The sequence below is a fragment of the Methyloversatilis universalis FAM5 genome, from assembly GCF_000214035.2.
Classification (GTDB): Bacteria; Pseudomonadota; Gammaproteobacteria; order Burkholderiales; family Rhodocyclaceae; genus Methyloversatilis; species Methyloversatilis universalis.
In genome coordinates this window covers 1-19,227 of sequence record NZ_AFHG01000033.1, presented here as the reverse complement: position 1 = coordinate 19,227, position 19,227 = coordinate 1, and the positions used below count along the sequence as shown (strand labels likewise).

General features: G+C 68.1%; 20 protein-coding genes. 8 read left to right on the top strand and 12 right to left on the bottom strand.

Annotated elements, in window-relative coordinates:
- Nucleotides 1–149: 149 nt before the first annotated feature.
- From METUNV1_RS05180 to METUNV1_RS05170, 3 genes are read right to left on the bottom strand one after another with little or no spacing between them, the layout of a single operon-like run.
- Nucleotides 150–353, bottom strand: a complete 204-nt coding sequence (locus METUNV1_RS05180; protein WP_008059554.1) for a CsbD family protein — start codon at nucleotides 351–353, stop codon at nucleotides 150–152.
- A gap of 45 nt (nucleotides 354–398) precedes the next feature.
- Nucleotides 399–953, bottom strand: a complete 555-nt coding sequence (locus METUNV1_RS05175) for a ferritin-like domain-containing protein (protein WP_008059552.1) — start codon at nucleotides 951–953, stop codon at nucleotides 399–401.
- A 29-nt stretch (nucleotides 954–982) separates the two neighbouring features.
- Nucleotides 983–1,156: a DUF1328 domain-containing protein gene (locus METUNV1_RS05170; protein ID WP_008059551.1), complete on the bottom strand. Its 174-nt coding sequence runs from the start codon at nucleotides 1,154–1,156 to the stop codon at nucleotides 983–985.
- Nucleotides 1,157–1,557: 401 nt separating this feature from the next.
- Between METUNV1_RS05170 and METUNV1_RS05165 the strand changes: the two genes are divergently transcribed.
- The 3 genes from METUNV1_RS05165 to METUNV1_RS05155 are packed head-to-tail and all read left to right on the top strand — an operon-like array spanning nucleotide 1,558 to nucleotide 5,665.
- Complete coding sequence (locus METUNV1_RS05165; RefSeq protein ID WP_008059550.1) at nucleotides 1,558–2,913, top strand: cache domain-containing protein; 1,356 nt, start codon at nucleotides 1,558–1,560, stop codon at nucleotides 2,911–2,913.
- A 17-nt stretch (nucleotides 2,914–2,930) separates the two neighbouring features.
- Complete coding sequence (locus METUNV1_RS05160; RefSeq protein ID WP_043359129.1) at nucleotides 2,931–3,557, top strand: response regulator; 627 nt, start codon at nucleotides 2,931–2,933, stop codon at nucleotides 3,555–3,557.
- A 44-nt stretch (nucleotides 3,558–3,601) separates the two neighbouring features.
- A complete protein-coding gene (locus METUNV1_RS05155; protein ID WP_008059548.1) occupies nucleotides 3,602–5,665 on the top strand; it encodes an FUSC family protein in 2,064 nt (687 codons plus the stop codon).
- 157 nt (nucleotides 5,666–5,822) lie between these two features.
- On the opposite strand, the gene METUNV1_RS05150 is transcribed toward METUNV1_RS05155, so the two are convergent.
- Complete coding sequence (locus METUNV1_RS05150; protein ID WP_008059547.1) at nucleotides 5,823–6,725, bottom strand: pyridoxamine 5'-phosphate oxidase family protein; 903 nt, start codon at nucleotides 6,723–6,725, stop codon at nucleotides 5,823–5,825.
- 5 nt (nucleotides 6,726–6,730) lie between these two features.
- Entirely contained in the window at nucleotides 6,731–7,378 is a 648-nt protein-coding gene (locus METUNV1_RS05145) for a glutathione S-transferase family protein (RefSeq protein ID WP_008059544.1), read from the bottom strand.
- A 126-nt stretch (nucleotides 7,379–7,504) separates the two neighbouring features.
- Between METUNV1_RS05145 and METUNV1_RS05140 the strand changes: the two genes are divergently transcribed.
- Nucleotides 7,505–8,416, top strand: coding sequence for a LysR family transcriptional regulator (locus METUNV1_RS05140; protein ID WP_008059541.1), 912 nt, complete (start codon nucleotides 7,505–7,507; stop codon nucleotides 8,414–8,416).
- Between the two features lie 21 nt (nucleotides 8,417–8,437).
- Here METUNV1_RS05140 and METUNV1_RS05135 read toward each other — a convergent pair whose 3' ends face one another.
- From METUNV1_RS05135 to METUNV1_RS05125, 3 genes are read right to left on the bottom strand one after another with little or no spacing between them, the layout of a single operon-like run.
- Nucleotides 8,438–8,749, bottom strand: a complete 312-nt coding sequence (locus METUNV1_RS05135) for a DUF2149 domain-containing protein (protein ID WP_008059540.1) — start codon at nucleotides 8,747–8,749, stop codon at nucleotides 8,438–8,440.
- Nucleotides 8,746–9,264: a MotA/TolQ/ExbB proton channel family protein gene (locus tag METUNV1_RS05130; protein ID WP_008059539.1), complete on the bottom strand. Its 519-nt coding sequence runs from the start codon at nucleotides 9,262–9,264 to the stop codon at nucleotides 8,746–8,748. The genes METUNV1_RS05135 and METUNV1_RS05130 overlap by 4 nt, the downstream gene beginning before the upstream one ends.
- Before the next feature lie 46 nt (nucleotides 9,265–9,310).
- Nucleotides 9,311–10,315: a tetratricopeptide repeat protein gene (locus METUNV1_RS05125; protein ID WP_008059538.1), complete on the bottom strand. Its 1,005-nt coding sequence runs from the start codon at nucleotides 10,313–10,315 to the stop codon at nucleotides 9,311–9,313.
- Between the two features lie 383 nt (nucleotides 10,316–10,698).
- Here METUNV1_RS05125 and ovoA point away from each other — a divergent pair, with 383 nt between their 5' ends.
- Together ovoA and METUNV1_RS05115 are read left to right on the top strand one after the other, a co-directional pair.
- Nucleotides 10,699–12,828, top strand: a complete 2,130-nt coding sequence (gene ovoA / locus METUNV1_RS05120; RefSeq protein WP_008059537.1) for a 5-histidylcysteine sulfoxide synthase — start codon at nucleotides 10,699–10,701, stop codon at nucleotides 12,826–12,828.
- Nucleotides 12,829–12,888: 60 nt separating this feature from the next.
- Nucleotides 12,889–14,064, top strand: coding sequence for a MalY/PatB family protein (locus tag METUNV1_RS05115; protein ID WP_008059536.1), 1,176 nt, complete (start codon nucleotides 12,889–12,891; stop codon nucleotides 14,062–14,064).
- Between the two features lie 24 nt (nucleotides 14,065–14,088).
- Here the strand turns inward: METUNV1_RS05115 and METUNV1_RS05110 are convergent, their stop codons facing one another.
- Entirely contained in the window at nucleotides 14,089–14,568 is a 480-nt protein-coding gene (locus METUNV1_RS05110) for a DUF6647 family protein (RefSeq protein ID WP_008059535.1), read from the bottom strand.
- A gap of 122 nt (nucleotides 14,569–14,690) precedes the next feature.
- Here METUNV1_RS05110 and METUNV1_RS05105 point away from each other — a divergent pair, with 122 nt between their 5' ends.
- Nucleotides 14,691–15,116, top strand: coding sequence for a putative toxin-antitoxin system toxin component, PIN family (locus METUNV1_RS05105; RefSeq protein WP_008059534.1), 426 nt, complete (start codon nucleotides 14,691–14,693; stop codon nucleotides 15,114–15,116).
- Nucleotides 15,117–15,297: 181 nt separating this feature from the next.
- Nucleotides 15,298–17,505, top strand: coding sequence for a TonB-dependent receptor family protein (locus METUNV1_RS05100; protein WP_008059533.1), 2,208 nt, complete (start codon nucleotides 15,298–15,300; stop codon nucleotides 17,503–17,505).
- Here METUNV1_RS05100 and METUNV1_RS05095 read toward each other — a convergent pair.
- From METUNV1_RS05095 to METUNV1_RS05085, 3 genes are all read right to left on the bottom strand, one after another.
- A complete protein-coding gene (locus tag METUNV1_RS05095) occupies nucleotides 17,493–18,287 on the bottom strand; it encodes a TatD family hydrolase (RefSeq protein WP_008059532.1) in 795 nt (264 codons plus the stop codon). The two genes, METUNV1_RS05100 and METUNV1_RS05095, sit on opposite strands and share 13 nt — an antisense overlap.
- A gap of 75 nt (nucleotides 18,288–18,362) precedes the next feature.
- Nucleotides 18,363–18,587 (bottom strand): glycine zipper 2TM domain-containing protein, encoded by a 225-nt coding sequence (locus METUNV1_RS05090; RefSeq protein WP_008059530.1) that lies wholly within the window; start codon nucleotides 18,585–18,587, stop codon nucleotides 18,363–18,365.
- A 200-nt stretch (nucleotides 18,588–18,787) separates the two neighbouring features.
- On the bottom strand, nucleotides 18,788–19,227 hold a 440-nt coding region (locus tag METUNV1_RS05085), incomplete at its 5' end, for an IS110 family transposase (RefSeq protein ID WP_043359124.1).

The window sequence follows — 19,227 nt, the reverse complement described above, 5'->3', positions numbered from 1 at the left end:
TTGGTCTTTCAAAAGAGCGGGCGCGGTCTTGTACAAGAGCCGCGCCCGGTGGGGAAAAGCGGCCGGCTACCCTGCTGCGCTGCCTTGCTGGCAGATGTCACCTGACGGCAGGGAAAAGGCGCAAGGCGCCGGCCACGAAGACAGGAAGATCAGTTCTTCAGCCGCTTTTCCCAGTCGCGCACCTGCCGTTCCGCCTCCTCGCGCGCAAGGCCGTAGCGCTCCTGGATGCGGCCGGCCAGCTGTTCGCGACGGCCTTCGATCACATCCAGTTCATCGTCGGTGAGCTTGCCCCACTGTTCCTTCACCTTGCCTTTCAGCTGCTTCCAGTTGCCTTCGATACGGTCGCTGTTCATGACACGTCCTTTCTCGGTGGTTGGAAAAACTTCGATGCGCCGCGCTCAGTTGTCGAGCAGCGCGGCCAGTTCGTCGGCGTGCTCTTCCTCGTCACGGAGGATGTCCTCGAGCAGCCGGCGGGTGGTCGGGTCCTTGTCGCCGATCAGTCCGATCATCTGGCGGTAGCTTTCGATTGCGATCCGCTCGGCGACCAGATTGGCCCGCACCATGGACTTGAGTTCGACCGCCTCGTCGTAGTCCGCGTGGCTGCTGTCGAGCAGGCGCGAGGGGTTGAAGTCCGGCTCGCCCCCCAGCTGCACGATGCGTCGCGCCAGGCTGTCGGCGTGAGCCGCCTCTTCATCCGCGTGCTCGCGGAATTCCTCGGCGATGGCGGGCGAATTGAGCCCGTGCGCGGTGAAGTGGTGGCGCTTGTAGCGCAGCACGCACACCAGTTCGGTCGCCAGCGCGTGGTTCAGCAGCCGGACGATGTCTTCGCGCCAGGGGGAGCCCGTCGGCGTCACCGCGCCGTCGTTCAGGTTCTGCCGCGCCTGCTGCAGCGCCGCGTTGTCGAGGTTCAGCGGGCCGGCCTCGGCCGGGCGGGATAGCGTCGATACGATCATGGATGAGCTCCTTGTCCGTTGGGCGCCGGTCAGCTCAACGCCTTGATGCCCAGCAGGCCGAGCACCAGGAAGATGAGGAACACGACGACGAATACGTAGAACAGGATCTTGGCGATGCCTGCGGCCCCGGCCGCGATGCCGGTGAAGCCGAACAGACCGGCCACCAGCGATATCAGTGCGAAGATGAGTGCCCACTTGAGCATGACGACCTCCTGACCGGATGGTTGGGGAATGCGTCCGCAGGCAGATCGCCGGCGATCGCTGCTGCATGGACTGAATCATGGCCGTCGGCGGACGCCCGGCGTATCGGCGATGCGGCAGCACCCTGTAGGCGGAGGGCGACAGCGTCCTTTGTCGCAGGAAAACCCCGGGCGCGGTCACGACGCCCCGCCTGCCGCCCGTAAAGACGCCGGGCTGCACAAGAAGTGTGGGAGCGGCGCCCTCGCCGCGATCGCGGCGCTCGATCCGCAGTTCGGCGCCGTACCGGAGGCCCGGTCCGTCGCAGCGAAGCCCTTCTGGCCTTCGTTCGTCAGCGGCCGCCACAAGATCCTCAGCGGGCCGGCCGCAGCCCTTATCATTCGCACCCCTGCTCCCGAATCGCGCCATGCAACTGCGCCTCAAATTCGTCCTGCTCGCGGTCGTGCCGCTGCTGCTCGCCATTGCGGCGGTGGCGGCGGTGGTGAAACTGCAGTCGCAGGCGCTGACCGACGCCGAACACGCCATCGTCGAGCCCGCGCTGATGGACGCCCGCCGACACGAGCTGCAGAACTACGTGACGCTGGCACTGGCCAGCATCGAGCACCTGACTGCCCGCAGCGACCCGGCCGCGCGGGCCGCCGCGCTGGACGTGCTGAGCCAGCTGGAATTCGGGGACGACGGATATTTCTTCGTCTATGACATGGACGGCCGCGCACTGATGCACCCGCGCCAGCCGGATCTGGTTGGCCGCAATCTGTGGGAGGTGCGCGACGCGCAGGGCCGGCCCACCATCCAGAACCTGATCGCCCGCGCCCGCGAGGGCGGCGGCTTCGTCGACTTCGTGTGGCGGCGACCGTCCACCGGGCGCACCGAGAACAAGCTGGGCTATGTGGCCATCGTGCCCGAATGGGGCTGGATGATCGGCACCGGCCTGTACACCGACGACATCGTGGCGGCGCGCGAGCGCATAGACCGGCAGGCCCAGGTCGCGATACGGAACACCATGGGCGTGATCGCCGGCATCGCGGTGGTCGCCACGCTGCTGGTGGCGCTGGCTGGGCTGGCGCTCAACGTGTCGGACCGGCGCGACGCCGAACAGAAGATGCGCGAACTGGCGCGCCAGGTCGTGCGCTCGCAGGAGAAGGAGCGGTCCCGGGTGGCGCGCGAACTGCACGATGGCGTGAGCCAGAGCCTGGTATCGGTCAAGTTCCTGCTGGAGTCGGCCCAGGCGCGGCTGGATCAGGCGCAGCCCCTGCCCGACCCGGCGAACGCCGCGCGCACCACGCTGTCGCGCGGGCTGGCCGGCGTCGAGGAGGTGCTGGGCGACGTGCGCCGCATTTCGCACGGCCTGCGTCCGACCATGCTGGACACGCTGGGCCTGGTGCCGGCCATGCGCCAGGTGCTGGACGAATTCGCCCAGCGCAGCGGCGTCGCGGTCGACATCGAGGCGGACGACAGCCTGGTCGCCCCCGGCGACGCCGGCACCGCGCTGTTCCGGCTGCTGCAGGAAGCGCTGAACAATGTCGAACGCCACGCCCGCGCCACCCGGCTCACGCTCAGGCTGGTAGCGGAAAGCGGTGCGCTCTGGCTGGACATCCGCGACGACGGCCGCGGCTTCGACGTGGAGTCGGTGTCCGCGTCGCCGCAGCGCGGTCTGGGTCTGAGCAGCATGCGCGAGCGCATCGAGGCGCTCGGCGGCCGCTTCGAGCTTTATTCCGACGGCTCGGGTACGCTGCTGTCCGCCCGCCTGCCCCTCACGTGACCGATCGTCCGGACGCCATGACCGCCACCCTGCGCCTGCTGCTCGTCGATGACCACCCCCTGGTGCGGGACGGCCTGCGCGCGCGGCTGGAAGCGGTGGACCGCTACACCGTGGTGGCCGAAGCCGGCAACGCAGCCGAGGCGCTGGACGCGGTGCAGCGGCACGCGCCGGACTGCGTGCTGATGGACATTTCGATGCGCGACGTCCACGGCATCGAACTGACCCGGCGGCTGCACCAGATCGCGCCCGACCTGAAGGTGATCATGCTCACCATGCACGACGAACCGCAGTACGTGGTCGAAGCCTTCCGCGCCGGCGCGCGCGGCTATGTGCTGAAGGACAGCCCGTCGGCCGAGATCGTCGCCGCCATCGATGCGGTCGGCGCCGGCAGCCGCTACTTCAGCGCCCGGGTGGCCGACGCGCTGGTCAGCGCCAGCCTGCCCGAGCCTGAACTGACACCGCGCGAACGCGAGGTGCTGGACCTGATCGCGGACGGCCTGGGCAACAAGGAAATCGCCGCGCGGCTCGATCTGTCGGTGCGCACGGTGGAAAGCCACCGCATCAACATCAAGCGCAAGTTCGACCTCGACAGCGCCGCCGCACTGCTGAAGTTCGCGCTGCAGCGCCGCCGCGACCACGGCTGAACCCGGCCCCACTCCATCCCATCGCACCACCACGCAGCTCACCCATGCTCCACCGCATCACCCGCAACCCGCTGCTGTCACGTCAGATCCGCAACCACCACGCGCTGAGCGGCTTCGGCTGTTCGCTCGGCGTGGCGCTGGTCACCCTGCTCGCCTGGCTGGTGGCCGACACGCAGACCGCGATCGCGATGGCCGCCGGCGCCCTCATCGTCAGCCTGACCGACATTCCGGTGCCCCGCCGCAACAAGCTGCCGCTGCAGCTGGCCAACCTGCTGCAGATGCCGGCGGTCGCGCTCATCGTGCTCGCCACCCATCACAGCACGCCGCTGCTGGGCGCCGCGGTGCTGCTGATCACCTTCGCGTCGGCGATGGCCACCGCCTGGGGCAAGCCGGGCCTGCCGCTGGGCTACGGCATGATGATGGTGATGGCCTTCACGATGGCTCAGCCCGACCTGCCGCCGCGCGAACAGGCGATTCATCTCGCACTGCAGTTCGCCGGCGGGCTGTGCTATCTCGCCTACGCGGTCGGGATGGCCCGGCTGACCGATACCGCGATGCGGCGACGGGCGCTGGTCGATGCGCTGTACGCCTTCGCCGACTACGTGCGCGGCAAGGCCGCGCTGTTCGATCCGGCGCGCGATCTGGACGAGGTGTATGCCGAACTGGTCAGACGGCAGGCGGTGTTCGGCGAACGGCTGCAGACCGCGCGCGACTTCGTGCTGGTCGACCACTGCACGCCGGAACAGCAGGCGCTGGCCAACGGTCTGCTCGCGCTGATCGATGCGCACGAGGCGGTGCTGGCCAGCCAGGGCGACTACGCGCCGCTGCGCGAAGCCTTCGGCGATCACCGCGTGCTGCACCTGCTGGCCGCCATGACGCGCACCGCCGCCGATGACGTGCTTCGACTGGCCCACTGCGATCTGTCCAGCCGCGACACCGTGCTCGACGATACGCCCTACCGCAACACCCGCCCCGCGCTGGATTTCGAGGTCGCGGCGCTGGCGGCGGACAGTTCGAGCGACCGCAGCGGCGCGCTGGCGGTGCTGGAAGCCGGCCGGCGCAAGCTGCTGGGTGCCATCGACGGCCTGCGCCGGGTGGACCGCGCCCTGCGCGAGCAGGTGCCGGTGGCCGACGTCGACATGGGTCGCTTCCTGTCCCGCTCCAGCTTCGCGCCGCGCGCGCTGCGCGACGCACTGCACGCCGATTCGCCGGTGCTGCGCTACGCGCTGCGGCTGACGCTGGCGATGGCCGCCGCCTTCCTGCTGTCGCAGTGGCTGCCCTGGGCCAGCCACGGCTACTGGATACTGCTCACCGTGTCGCTGGTGATGCGCGCCAGCTTCAGCCAGACGAAGCAGCGCCAGACCGACCGCATGGTCGGCAATGCCCTGGGCTGCCTGTTCGTCGCGGCGGTGCTGCACTGGGTGAGCGCCCCCGAAGTGCTGCTGGGCATCGTGTTCGTCTGCATCGGCATCGCGCACGCCTTCATCACGGTGCGCTACCGGGTCACGGTGACTGCCGCCTGCGTCATGTCACTGCTGCAGCTGCACCTGATCGCGCCCGGCAGCTTCCACATTTCCGAGCGCTTCCTCGACACCGCAGCCGGCGTGGCGATCGCGTGGCTGTTCAGCCGGGTGCTGCCGACCTGGGAGCGCAATACCGTGCCGGCGCTGGCCACCCGCCTGCTCGGCGCGCTGCGTGACTACGTGGGCGTAGCGCTGGTGCCGGACACCTCGGATCTGAATTACCGGCTGGCCCGCCGTCAGGTACAGGACGCACTGGCCGCGCTGTCGGATGCGGCCGCCCGCATGCGCGACGAACCGGCATCGGAACAGCTGCCGCTGGCACCGATCAATGCCTTCACGACGCGCGGCTATCTGCTGCTCGCCCATCTGGCGGCAGCGCGCCGGCTCACCGCCCAGGCCGACCCCACCCACGCGGCCACGCAGATGGACAGCGCACGCCGGGAACTGACCGAACTGCTGTCGTCCGAGCAGGCGGTGCTGACGCCGGACGCCCAGATCGGCCCGCTCGCCAACCGGCTCAACGCCGCCCGCGTCGATGCCCGCGCGGTGCTCGCCTCGGCACGCGAACTGGGCATACAGGGCTGACCCCGCCGGATGCTGCAGCGTCCGGCGCGTGACGATTTCTGCGCCGGTCCGCCGACACGATGGGGGCTTTTCTGCCGCCCGCGCGATCGCTTCCCGACCCCCGGTCGCTGTACACCGCGCGCAGGTGCCGAAAGTGCTGCACACCCGGGGAGGCGCATCACTCGCCGGCAGACCACCTCAGCGGCAGGCCGCCGCGGGTTCTGACCATGCCGGTCACGCTGAGCCGCAGCAGGCGCAGCGCGCCCGGGTGCGCCTCGACCAGCGGGCCATCCCATATCAGTTCAGCGGTGGCGGACAGTTGCAGCAGATCGCCGCGTTCGAAGTCAATGAACAGCAGGCCGGCACGCGGTTCCAGCAGCAGATTGCCCAGCGTGTTGAAGAAGAAGTTGCCGGCGTAATCGGGCAGCAGCAGCCGCCCCTCTTCATCGATACGGACGAAGCCCGGTGCGCCGCCGCGGTGCGACACGTCCACCTGGCCGGCGTGCGCGCTGGCGATGAACAGCGTGTCGGCGTCGGCGATCAGCGCGCGCGCCTCGTCGTCCAGCGCCGGTCCGGCTTCGGGTGCCGCGGACAGCGCTGCGCCGCCGAGCGCATGGGCTTCACGCACCCGGATGTATTTCGGGCAGTTGCCGAAACTGTGCTCCACCGCCACCTCGAAGCCGTCGTCGTCCGCGGCCACCACGCGGCCGTTCATCCGGTTGCGCCGACGTGTGTGCTGCTGGATGCCGAGCAGACCAAGCGATGCACCCTCGATCAGATGGGCCGCCAGCGCGCTGCCGGCCGGCGGCCGCGCCGCGATGCGCAGCCGCCGTACGTCCGGTGACTGCACGAAACCCGGCGCACCGTGCAGCACCGATGCCCACGGCTGGCCCTGCCCGTCGACACTGCCCACCAGCAGGAAGGGCAGCAGCGCGAAGAAGTCGCGGTGCTGGTCCGGCATGTGGTCGCGGATCACGCGCGCGCCGATGTCGGCCATGCGGGCGCGCAGGCCGGCCCGCGCCTGCAGCGCGTGCTCGCCGGCGTGGAAAGGATCGGCGGTCGGGGCTTCGAGCGGGTCCATGGCGTTCAGGCGCGCAGGCCGACCTTGCTCTGCGGCATGGCGACGAAGCCGGGCAATGCTTCGATCCGCGCCAGCCAGGCGCGGACGTGCGGATAGTCGTCGAGCGACACATTGCCTTCCGGCGCGTGCGCGACATAGCTGTAGACCGCCACGTCCGCCACGGTCGGCGCGTGACCCACCAGCCAGTCGCGCGCGGCCAGTTCGCTCTCCATCACCGTCAGCAGCCGGTGAGCACGGGCGATCACCTCGTCCGGATTGAAACTGCCACGGAACAGGGTCACCAGCCGCGCGGCAGCCGGCCCGAAAGCGACCATGCCGGAGGCGGCCGACAGCCAGCGCTGCACCTCGGCCTGACCCGCCGGGTCCGACGGAATCCAGCGACCGGGGGCATAGCGCTGGGCCAGATACACCAGGATGGCGGTGGAATCGGCCACCACCGTATCGCCGTCCTCGATCACCGGCACCTGGCCGAAGACGTTCTTCGCGAGAAAAGCCGGCGTCTTGTGTTCGCCGCCGGCCAGATCGACCTGACGGAAGGTGTAGGGCAGGCCCAGCAGTTCGAGGAACAGTTCGGCACGGTGGCTGTGGCCGGACAGCTTGAAGCCGTGCAGCAGGATGGGCGCGTCCGGGCGATGGGTGGCGGTGAGGGTCATGCGGATTCCTTTCCGGTGGGAGGTCGAAACGACAGGCAACGGGATGCAGTATCCGCATTCCATTCAAAGCAATAAATGCATGAAAACGGATAACACTGATGCGCACAGCGAAGTAATATCCCCGCCATGGATACCCTCAAGGCCATGCGCACCTTCGTCACCATCGCCGAGCATGGCAGCCTGACCGCGGCCGCCCGCCTGCTCGACAGTTCGCTACCGGCGGTGGTGCGCACGCTTGCGGCGCTGGAGGCGCATCTGGGCGTGCGGCTGATGAACCGCACCACCCGTCGCCTCGCGCTGACCGACGAAGGCCGCAGCTATCTCGAAAGCTGTCGCGGCGTGCTGTCGGCGGTGCAGGACGCGGAAGAGGCGCTGAAGGAAGGCGCGGCCGAACCGTCCGGACCGATCACGCTGACCGCGCCGGTGCAGTTCGGCCAGATGCATGTCGCCCCGGCGGTCACCCGCTTCGCGCTGCGCTATCCGAAGGTGAAACTGCGGGTGCTGCTGCACGACCGCGTGGTGAACCTGCTGGAAGAAGGCGTGGATGTGGGCGTGCGCATCGGCGCGCTCGACGACTCCGGCCTGATCGCGCAGCCGCTGGGCCACATCCGCCGGGTGGTGGTGGCCAGCCCTGCCCTGCTGGCCGCACGGGGCGAACCGGCGCATCCGGACGCGCTGCGCGGCGCGCCCTGCGTGCGCTTCACCGGCGCCGCAAGCCTGTCATGGAGCTTTCAGGTGAATGGTCGCGCGCTGCAGGTACCGGTCGGCGGCAACCTGGAGTTCAACCACATCGCGCCCGCGGTCGATGCCTGCGCCGCCGGCGCCGGCTTCGGCCTTTTCCTGTGCTATCAGGTGCGGCCGCATCTGGCCAGCGGCGCGCTGCGCGTCGTGCTGCGCGATTTCGAACCGCCACCGCGGCCGGTCAGCCTGATCTATCCGCACGCCCGGCTGCTGCCCGGCCGCACCCGACTGCTGGTGGAGTGGCTGAAGCACGAAATCGTCGAGGGCGGCACCGCCTTCGCGCCGGACCCGGACTGAAGCAGACGCTCCACGCCCCGCTCACTCCGGCACATAGACCAGCGAGCCGTCCTCCATCCGGTAGGCAGTGCCGGCTTTCACGCCGCGGCCGGCGCTCGCTTCGCCTTCGCCCTGGAAGCGGCTGATGCGGTCACCCTTCTTCACGACGATTTCCATGTCCTGCTGACCGGGGTTGCGGATGAGCGTGGCGTCACCGGCGGCGAACGGGCTCAGCGGGTGGCGGGCCACCGCGATCAGCAGTGCGGCGATGATGACCAGGAACACGTCGATCAGATTGACCACCGACAGGATGGGATCGTCGTCTTCCAGATCGTCGAGCAGGCGGGTTCTCATCGCGCGGCCTCCGGCAGCAGCTCGCACGGCAGCGCTTCATCCACTGCACGCGCTATCTGCAGCAGATCGGCGGCGTACCAGCGGCGGCGCACCTGGGCCACCACGTGGGTGATGGCGGACGCGATCAGCGACAGGATGACCGCCGAAAAGGCCACGCCCAGCCCGCGCGACATGTCAGCCACCTTGCCGTCGCCGAGCGCGGCCAGCGCCGGGCCCATCGGAATCATGGTGGCCACCAGCCCGAGCAGCGGCGCAACCCGGGTTGCGATGCGCACGCATTCGAGCTGCTGCGCTGCCAGCACTTCGAGCTCGCCCAGACTGATGCGCGGGTCGGCGCGCAGCGCCTGGCGCAGTTCGAAACCGGCCGGCTGTCCGGCGCGGCGCTGCAGCGCCTGCACGACGAAGCTGCCGAGCACGTAGAAGGCATAGAGGAAAAGTGCGGCGATCACGACCAGCACCGGCAGCATGAAGAGCTGGCTCAGGCCGTAAAGCGCGGTTTCGATCTGCGAGGTCATGGGCATTCTGTTCCGGGTGAAAGAGTGGAAGAAAATAGGCGGGACATCAGGCGACACGGCGCAGCAGCGGCCTGTGCAGTGCCTCTGCCGGCCGGGCGCGGGCCTCGGTCCGTGGCCGGCGTACCCGGACCAGCGCGCCGGTAATGAAGGCGATCAGCATGGGCAGCAGCCACAGCGCGCTGCCGGGCGTCGCGGCGCCCGGCGCAGGCGCGAGCACGGTTTCGGTCAGACGACGTCCGGTCGGCGAAAGCGCTGCCGCGACCGCACCGTCGGCCGGTAACGGCGGCGACACCGGGCGCGCCCCGGTCGGCGACCCGTCTCCGCCCATGCGACGGGCGGCCGGCACCGGCACGGCCGGCGGCGCTGCCGGTCGGGCACTGCGCGAGACACCCTCCGATTCCAGCTCCAGCGACAGTTCGCCCGCGGCGGCGTCGAGCACCCGATCGGCGGCGCTGTCACGGCGCACAGTCGGGTCGCCCGCCCCGTCACCGGCGCCGACGCCGCGGCCGGTTTCATCGCGCACCGCGGTATGGCGGCCGGTGCGCAGGAATTCCTGCGCGGTTTCATCCCCTTCGGCAGCGGCCTCCCGGAACCAGCGCATCGCGGCCTGCTCGTCGCGCGGCACGCCGCGGCCCTGCAGCAGCGCGGTGGCGTAATGCATCTTGCCCAGCGGGCCGTAGTACGGGTCGCCGCTGGTGGCGGCGCGGTACAGCATGTCGGCCGCGCGCTCGGCATCCTTCGGCACGCCGTGGCCGTTCTCGTACATGAGGGCCTTCCAGATCAGCGCGCCGGTGTAGCCGGCAGCGATGCACTTGTCGAACACCCGGTTGGCGGTTTCGTGGTCGCCGCACTTGGACAGCAGATAGCCGGCCGCGCAGCTGACCGGCCCGGCCGGCCGGCTGGCGACGTACTGCAGCGACAGCTCGCCGACCGCGTTGTCCAGATCGTCCGGCGAAGCCGGGCTGCGGGCACCGCCGCAGAACATGTTGTCCGCCAGCGCGGGGGGCAGTCCGCACAGCAGCGGGAGGCAGAGCAGCAGTGGGCGCAGCATCGGAAGAGGCCTGTGGTGACGACAGCCGGAGTGTTCCCGGCCCGCACCTGCCTGTCATGCACGCTCTCCCCGACCGGGTACGGGCAAAGTCCACGACAGTCCCGCGCCTGCGCGCCCGCCCGCTGGCGGCATCGCGTTCAGGTCGCCCGCCACGCCGCGGTACAGGCACAATTCGCTCCGATCAGCAGGTCCGCAACGGCGACGGACCGGTCAGCACAGGAGAAGCGACATTGGCCGGCAAATTGCGTGACCCCGACACTGAACTTGACCCCTCCGGCAGCGTCACAGCCCGGATTGCCGCCGATGCCGGGCGGACACGGGCAGCCGGCAGGCCCCTGACGCCCGGACGAAGACGGTCTCCCCTCAACCCGGAGCACAACAACATGAACGCTCACCAGGACACCCTCTTCCCCCGTACGCCCCGCCTCGACACGACCGACCCGGATGCGCTGCGCGCCACCCTGCGCGACTACTTCCACGCCACCTTCAGCCGTTACGAGCAGCTGTTCGAAGTGCTGGCCTGCGAAGAGGCCTGGTACCGCAAGCCGATCGCACTGCGCCATCCGCTCATTTTCTATTTCGGCCACACCGCCACCTTCTTCGTCAACAAGCTGCTGCTGGCCGGGCTGATCAGCGAACGGCTGGATCCGCGGCTGGAATCGATGTTCGCGGTCGGCGTGGACGAAATGAGCTGGGACGACCTGAACGAGGCGAACTACGACTGGCCCACGGTGCAGACGGTGCGCGACTACCGCAACCGGGTGCGCGGCATGGTGGACCGGGTGATCCGCGAAGCGCCGCTGACCACGCCCATCCACTGGTCCCACCCGTGGTGGAGCATCGTGATGGGCATCGAGCACGAACGCATCCATCTGGAAACCTCGTCGGTGCTGATACGCCAGAGCCGGCTCGATTTCGTGCGGACCCACCCGGCCTGGGCACCGTGCCGGGACAGCGCCGAGGCGCCGGCCAACAGCCTGCTGCCGGTCAGCGGCGGCCGCACCGTGCTGGGCCGACTGCGCGACGATCCGATCTACGGCTGGGACAATGAATACGAAACGCGCGAGGCCGAGGTGACCGGCTTCGAGGCGAGCCGGCTGCTGGTGAGCAACCGCGAATACCTCGCCTTCGTCGATGACGGCGGCTACCGCAACGACGCCTGGTGGGACGACGAAGGCCGCGGCTGGCGCGACTTCCGCCTGCAGGCCGGCATCGACCATCCGGAATTCTGGGTGCGCGCCGCGGACGGCTGGCATCTGCGAGTGATGCTGGAAGAGGTGCCGATGCCGTGGAACTGGCCGGTGGAAACGAACTGCCACGAGGCGCGGGCCTTCTGTCGCTGGAAGTCGGCGCAGACCGGCCGCCCGGTCCGCCTGCCGACCGAGGACGAGTGGTACCGGCTGTACGACGTCGCCGGTCTGCAGGACATCGCGGATGACGCGAAAGCGCACGCCAACCTGCATCTGGACCACTGGGCCTCGTCCTGTCCGGTGGACCGCCACGCGCATGGCGACTTCTTCGATGTGGTCGGCAATGTGTGGCAATGGACCGAAACGCCGATCTACCCCTTCGCCGGCTTCGAGGTCCATCCGATCTATGACGATTTCTCCACGCCCACCTTCGACGCCCGTCACAACCTGATCAAGGGCGGTTCGTGGATTTCCTGCGGCAACGAAGCGACCCGCGCCTCGCGCTACGCCTTCCGCCGCCACTTCTTCCAGCATGCGGGGTTCCGTTACGTGATCAGCGACGCACCGGCCACTGCGCCGAATGTCTATTACGAGAGCGACCGCCAGCTCTCCGAATACGCCGAATTCCATTACGGTGACGAATACTTTGGCGTACCGAACTTCCCGAAGGCGCTGGCCGACATCGCGATCGAAGCCATGGGCGGGCGCCCGGCCCGCCGCGCGCTGGACCTGGGCTGCGCCACCGGTCGCGCCAGCTTCGAACTGGCCCGCCATTTCGACCACGTGACCGGAGTGGACTTCTCCGCCCGCTTCATCAATGCCGGCGTGCATCTGGCCGAACAGGGCGAATTCCGCTACACGCTGGCCGACGAGGGCGAACTGGTGTCGTACAAGACGCGCCGGCTGAGCGATCTCGGCCTGAGCGCGGTGCGCGACAAGGTCGATTTCATGCAGGGTGACGCCTGCAACCTGAAGGCAGTACTGACCGGCTACGACCTCATCCTGGCGGCCAACCTGATCGACCGGCTGTATGAGCCAGCCGCTTTCCTGAAGGCGGTGCATGAACGGCTGAACGTCGGTGGCCTGCTGATGATCAGTTCGCCCTACACTTGGCTGGAGGAGCACACCAAGCGCGAGGAGTGGCTGGGCGGCTACAAGAAGGACGGTGAGAGCTGGACCACGCTGGACGGCCTGAAGGCGGTGCTGGGCACGCACTTCCGCATGCTGGGCGCACCGCGCGACGTGCCCTTCGTCATCCGCGAAACCCGCCGCAAATTCCAGCACACGCTGGCCGAGGTGACCCTCTGGGAGCGGGTACGCTGAACGCCTGCCTCGACGGTCGCGGCGCCGCCGTGACCGTCATCGCCGATCAGGGGCCACGACATGCATTTCGATTTTGACCACCCGATCAGCCGCGATGGCACCGCCAGCGTGAAGCATGATGGCCGCGCGGCAGTGTTCGGCACTGAGGCGGTCACCCCGCTGTGGGTGGCCGACATGGATTTCGCCGCGCCGCCGGCGGTGACCGAGGCGCTGATAGAACGCGCGCGCCATCCGGTGTATGGCTACACCACGTATCCGGACGGCGCCTTCGAGGCGCTGGAGCGCTGGCTGGCCGCGCGCCACGGCTGGAACGTGGCGCGCGAGCACATCCACTTCTGTCCGGGCGTGGTGCCCACGCTGTACGCCGCGGTGCAGGCCTTCACCCGGCCGGGCGACAACGTGATCGTGCAGCCGCCGGTGTATCCGCCCTTCTTTTCCGCCATCCGCGACACCGGGCGGCGCGTGGTCGAAAACCCGCTGGTCGAGCGCGACGGCCGATGGACCATGGACTTCGACCAGCTCGAAGGCTGTGCCGCACGGGCCGGCTCGAAGCTGCTGCTGCTGTGCTCGCCGCACAATCCGGTCGGCCGGGTGTGGACGCACGAAGAACTGGACCGCCTGCTGGACATCGCCCGCCGGCACGAACTGGTGGTGCTGGCCGACGAAATCCACGCCGACCTCACCTACCCCGGCGTGCGCCACACGCCGCTGGCCACGCTGGCGCGCAGTGGCGACCGGGTGCTCACCACGGTGGCGCCGAGCAAGACCTTCAACATTCCGGGCCTCGGACTGTCGGCGCTGATCGCCGAAGAGGCTGAACGCGAGCCGGTGGCGCGCGCCTTTGGCCAGCTGCATGTGAGCGCGTCCAACCCGTTCAGCCTGGCGGCGCTGGAAGCGGCCTACCGCGACGGCGGCCCCTGGCTCGACGCGCTGATGGCCTACCTCGAAACCACGCGCGACGAGGTGATCGACGTGCTGGCCCACCGGCTGCCGCTCGTCCACGCCTACGCGCCGGAAGGCACCTATCTGATGTGGCTGGACTGTCGCCCGCTGGGGCTGGATGACGCGGCGCTGCGCGACTTCTTCATCCGCGAAGCCGGTCTCGGCCTGAATCCGGGCACCACCTTCGGCACCGGCGGCAGCGGTCACATGCGGCTCAATCTCGCCTCGCCGCGCGCGGTCATCCGCGACGCCCTCGAACGGCTGGCACAGGCGGTGGCGAAACGCCCGGCCTGACAGACCACCGGGGGCGCGCACCCGCTACTTCACGATGAGCGGGTCGATCATGATGTCGCGGGTGAAAAAGGTGTTCTGCTCGCCGGCGCAGCTCATGAAGCCCAGCGCCTCGCCGAAGCGCAGGAACTGCCCCTCGCGCTTCAGATAGGCGTTCTGCGCCTGGTAGGCCTCGGTTTCGGTCTTCAGCGTGGTCGGGCAGTCAGCGAAGATCGCGTCGCCGCGGGCGCGGTGCTGCAGCACGTGCACCAGTTCGTGCAGCAGGAAGGAGTTGTCGGCCGCGTTTTCCATGTCCAGCGAGTCGCGCACATAGATCACGTACTGGTCGGTCTCGAAAGTGGCCGCAATGTTGGTGCAGCCGTTCTCCGCCTGCGGGCACACGATGCGCGCAAGCGCGTCCTCGGACAGCAGGCGTACCGGCGGCAGCGCGTCGACCGGCATCGGCGGATAGCCGGACAGCTTCGCGGCCAGATCGATCAGAAAGACCAGCAGCTCATGCGACACCATGACAACGCTCCGCAATGACCTGCAGCACTGACCGTCCGGGTCGCGGAAACGTTCGCTTTCAACCGGGGCGCACCCTACACTGCGCTCCCCGTCGCACCTGTCACTCTTCGTCGCCCGCTTCGATGCGCATCGTTCTCGACACCAATGCCGTGCTCGACCTGCTGCACTGGCACAACGCCGAACTCGACCCGGTCGCCCGAGCGCTGGCCGGAGGCCGCGCGCGGCTGCTGTGCGATGCCGCCTGCCTGCGGGAGCTGCGCACCGTACTGCGCTACCCCAAATTCGGTCTGGACGAGACCGCGGGCGCGGCGCTGTACGCGGCCTATCTGGCGCTGATCGAGGAACTGCCGCTGCCGGAACAGCCCGACCCCACCCTGCCCCGCTGCCGCGACCGCGAAGATCAAAAATTCTTCGATCTGGCGGTGCGCGGGCACGCCGACCTGCTGGTATCGCGCGACCGTGCAGTGCTGAGGCTGGGCCGGCACCGGCTGTGTCCGCCCACGCTCAAGGTGGTCGCCCCCCCTGCGCTCCCAGCCCTGCTGGACTGAAATCCGCCGCACAAACGTTAACCGACCGTGAGCGGTTCAAGTTTTTCGTGAGGTCGTGTTACCGCCCGGCGCCTATACTCCGCGCCGCTGGATGCACGCGCGCTGAGACGCGCGATTCCCCGGGTTGAACGGGCGCCGCCCGCAGATCGCCCCAGGCATTTGAAAAGAGAGAGACATCCCCATGAACGCTGCACTCCGCCACACCCCGCTCGCGCTCGCCCTCGCGCTGATCGGCCAGTCCGCCTTCGCGCAGGACACGACGGTCATCGCGCCGACCGTGGTCATCACCGGCACCCGCGTCGAACAGAATTCCTTCGACCTGCCGATGGCCATCGATTCGATCGACCGCACCACCATCCAGGACCAGCGTGCGACGGTAAACCTGTCCGAGGTGATCAACCGGGTGCCGGGCGTGGCTGCAGCGGGCAAGGAGAACTACACCCAGGAACAGTCGCTCACCATCCGTGGCTTCGGTGCGCGTTCGCAGTTCGGCGTGCGCGGCGTGAAGCTGTTCGCCGACGGCATCCCGGCCAGCACGCCGGACGGCCAGGGCGGCACCGGCCTGTTCGACCTCGCCTCGGCCAGCCGCATCGAAGTGCTGCGCGGCCCGTTCTCCGCGCTCTACGGCAACCACTCGGGTGGCGTGGTGCAGGTATTCACCGAAGACGGCCCGGAAAACTTCACGGTGACACCGAGCTACCAGTTCGGCAGCGACGGCACGGCTCGCACCGGCATCAAGTTCGGCGACACGGTCGGCAACCTGAACTACACCGGCAGCGTGTCCCATTTCCGTACCGACGGTTATCGCGATTACAGCCAGTCGACCAAGGACCAGGCCAACTTCAAGGCGCGCTTCCGGCTGAACGAACAATCCACCCTGACCGTGATCGGCAACTATCTGCGGCAGGAAGGCGAAGACCCGCTGGGCCTGACGCTCGCCCAGGTCAACAGCAATCGCAAGCAGCAGGGCCAGGCGGCGCTTTCCGGCAACAACGGACTTCGCAATGCCGAGTTCTACGGCGCCCGGCGCAGCCTCGAGAACACCCAGGGCGGCTTCGTGTTCGAAACCGCCCTGACCGAGCGTGACAGCCTGCGCGCCATGTTCTACACCGGCAATCGCAACAACGAACAGTTTCTGGCGATCAACGCGCAGACCCAGAACAACGTGACCGCAGCGGGCGGCGTATCGGTATTCGATCGCGATTACTGGGGCACCAATGTGCGCTGGACGCGCAAGCTGGAAACCGTCACCTTCAGCGCAGGTGCCGAATACGAGCGCGCGGACGAAGATCGCAAGGGCTACCGCAACGGCCTCACGGTCGCCAACGACAACAACGCAGCACTGCGCCGCTACGGCGTGCGCGGTGCGCTGAAGCGCGACGAAACGAATGTGGCGGAGCAGACCGCCGCCTTCTTCCAGGGCGAATGGGCGCTGCATCCGGAATTCTCGCTGTCCGGCGGCCTGCGTTACACCCGGGTCGATTTCAGCTCCAAGGACCGTTTCATCTGTAACGGCGGCTGCTCCGGTACGACCAATGCGGCTGGCGTGAATCCGGACGACAGCGGCTCGACTCACCACGGCGCATGGACCTCGGCGCTCGGCGGCGTCTGGAAGCTCACCCAGACGGTGAACCTGTACGCCAACGTGGGTCGCAGCTTCGAAGCGCCGACGCTGATCGAGCTGGCCTACAAGCCGGACGGCTCGAGCGGCCTCAATCTTGACCTCAAGCCCTCGACCAGCATGCAGTACGAAGTGGGCATGAAGGCCTTCGTGAACGACTGGACCCGCATCGACGCCTCCGCCTTCCTGATCGACACCGAAGAGGAAATCGTGGTGGCCAACAACACCGGCGGTCGCGTGTCCTATCAGAACGCCGGCGACACGCGTCGCACCGGTTTCGAACTGGCCGTGGATTCGCGCATTTCGGATGCGGTCGGCGCCTACGCTGCGCTGACGCTGATCGATGCAAAGTTCGAAGACGCCTTCATGACCTGCGCGGTGGCTCAGTGTCCCAACGTCAATCCTCAGGTGATGGTGGCTGAAGGCAACAAGCTCGCCAGCGTCGCCAACAAGAACTTCTACGGTGAACTGACCTACCGTCATGCCGCCAGCGGTTTCCTCGGCGCGATCGAGTACCGCGCGACTGGCCGCATGTTTGCTGACGACACCAACAATGCCCGCGTGGGCGGTTACGGTGTCACCAGCCTGCGCGGTGGCTTCAGCCAGAAGGTGGGCGGCTGGAAGATCAGCGAATTCGCCCGTATCGACAACCTGTTCGACAAGGAATACGTCGGCTCGATCTACATCAACGACGGCAACCAGCGCTACTACGCGCCGGCCGCGGAACGCACCTGGCTGATCGGTCTGTCCGCGTCCTACTCGCTGTAAGCCGCCGCCAGCCGGGGCAGAACGCGTCGAGCGTTCGCCCCGGTGGTGCGGATGAGTTCCTCCACTTCCACGCCACGAATGCCGGCGATCACCTGCGCGATGCGCGGGAGATGCGCCGGCTCGTTGCGTTCACCGGCGGCGAATTCGGGGGGAATGTCGGGTGCGTCTGTTTCGAGCACGATGGATTCGAGCGGCAGCTCGGTCACTAGCCGGCGCAGATTGAGTGCGCGCTGCCAGGTCACCGCGCCGCCGAAACCGAGCGCAAAACCCACCTTGATGAATTCGTCCGCCTGCTGACGACTGCCATTGAAGGCATGGGCGATGCCGCCGGGGCCGTCGCGACCGAAGACGGCACGCACGTGCTTCAGGATGCGATCCTGGCTGCGGCGTACGTGGAGCAGCACCGGCAGCCCCATGTCTTTCGCGATCCTAAGCTGAGCCACAAACCAGCGCTCTTGCAGTGCAGGGTCGATATCGGTCACAAAGAAATCGAGCCCGATCTCACCGACCGCTACCGCGTCATGGCCGCACTGTTCAAGTTCCATCGCCAGCACGTCGAGATCGGCTTCATGCGCCGCCGCAACGTAGAGCGGATGGACACCCAGCGCGAAACGCAGCGCCGGCCGGCCCTCGCACAGCGCCCGCACCCGGGCGAACCCCGCCCGATCGACCGCCGGCAGCACCATGCATCCGACACCCGCCGCCAGCGCGCGGGCGATCATGGCCTCGCGGTCAGCGTCGAATTCGGAGGCATCGAGATGGCAGTGCGTGTCGACCAGCATGGCGGAACGGCGCTGAAACGGATCCCGCTAGGATAGCCGCTCCGCCCTCATCCGCCCGAAACGGGCGGTCCGGAATCAGCGCTTCTTCTTGCCCATCTCGTTGCCGATGGCACCGCCCACGATGGCACCGCCTACGGTACCGACCGTGCTGCCGCCGGTGAGCACTGAGCCCGCCACGCCGCCGGCGGCCGCGCCGATCATGGCATTGCTCTCGCTCTTGCTCATGCCGGCGCATGCAGTCAGGCTGGCCATCACGGCTACGATGGAAACCGTCTTCAGTATCTGGACCGGCGTATTCATGGTGTCTCTCCGCTGTGGTTGATCAGTCAGCACGCGGCGCACATCGCTCGCTGCCTGATCTGCAGTCTAGGGACACCGGGTCTGTCAGGCGGTAGGCCTGTATGGCCACGCTGTGTCGGTGGAATCCGACGTGGCGACGGCATGCATGGAGCAGTGCGATTTCGGAATCGCTCGATGAGGAAAAGAGAGCGTGGGAGATTCTATGTTCCAACGCAAGCGTTTTCGTGTTGTTTAGGAACGTAGTTGGAAGCGTTCTTCATCAACGAGAAGGCGACCCGTGCGAGCTTTCTTGCCAGAGCGACCAGCGCCTGGGTGCGGCTGAATCCGCGCTGGAGCAAGCGCTGGTAGAACGGTTGCCAGGTGCTGGAGCGGCTGGCCGCCATGGCGGCGTTATAGAGCAGACGGCGCATCTCGGCATCCCCCTTCTTGCTGAGCGCGCCGCGTCCGCGCTGGGTGCCCGATTGGCGCACGGTCACATCCAGGCCCAGGAAGGCGATGAAGGCATCGCCGCCGCTGAAGCGGGCGCGGTGGAAGGTGGCGCACAGGCCTGCGGCGGTGAGTGCGCCGATGCCTTCGACCTTCAGGATGCGCCGGTACGGGTCACTCCAGCCGCTGGCGCCGATCAGCGCGGCGATGCGCT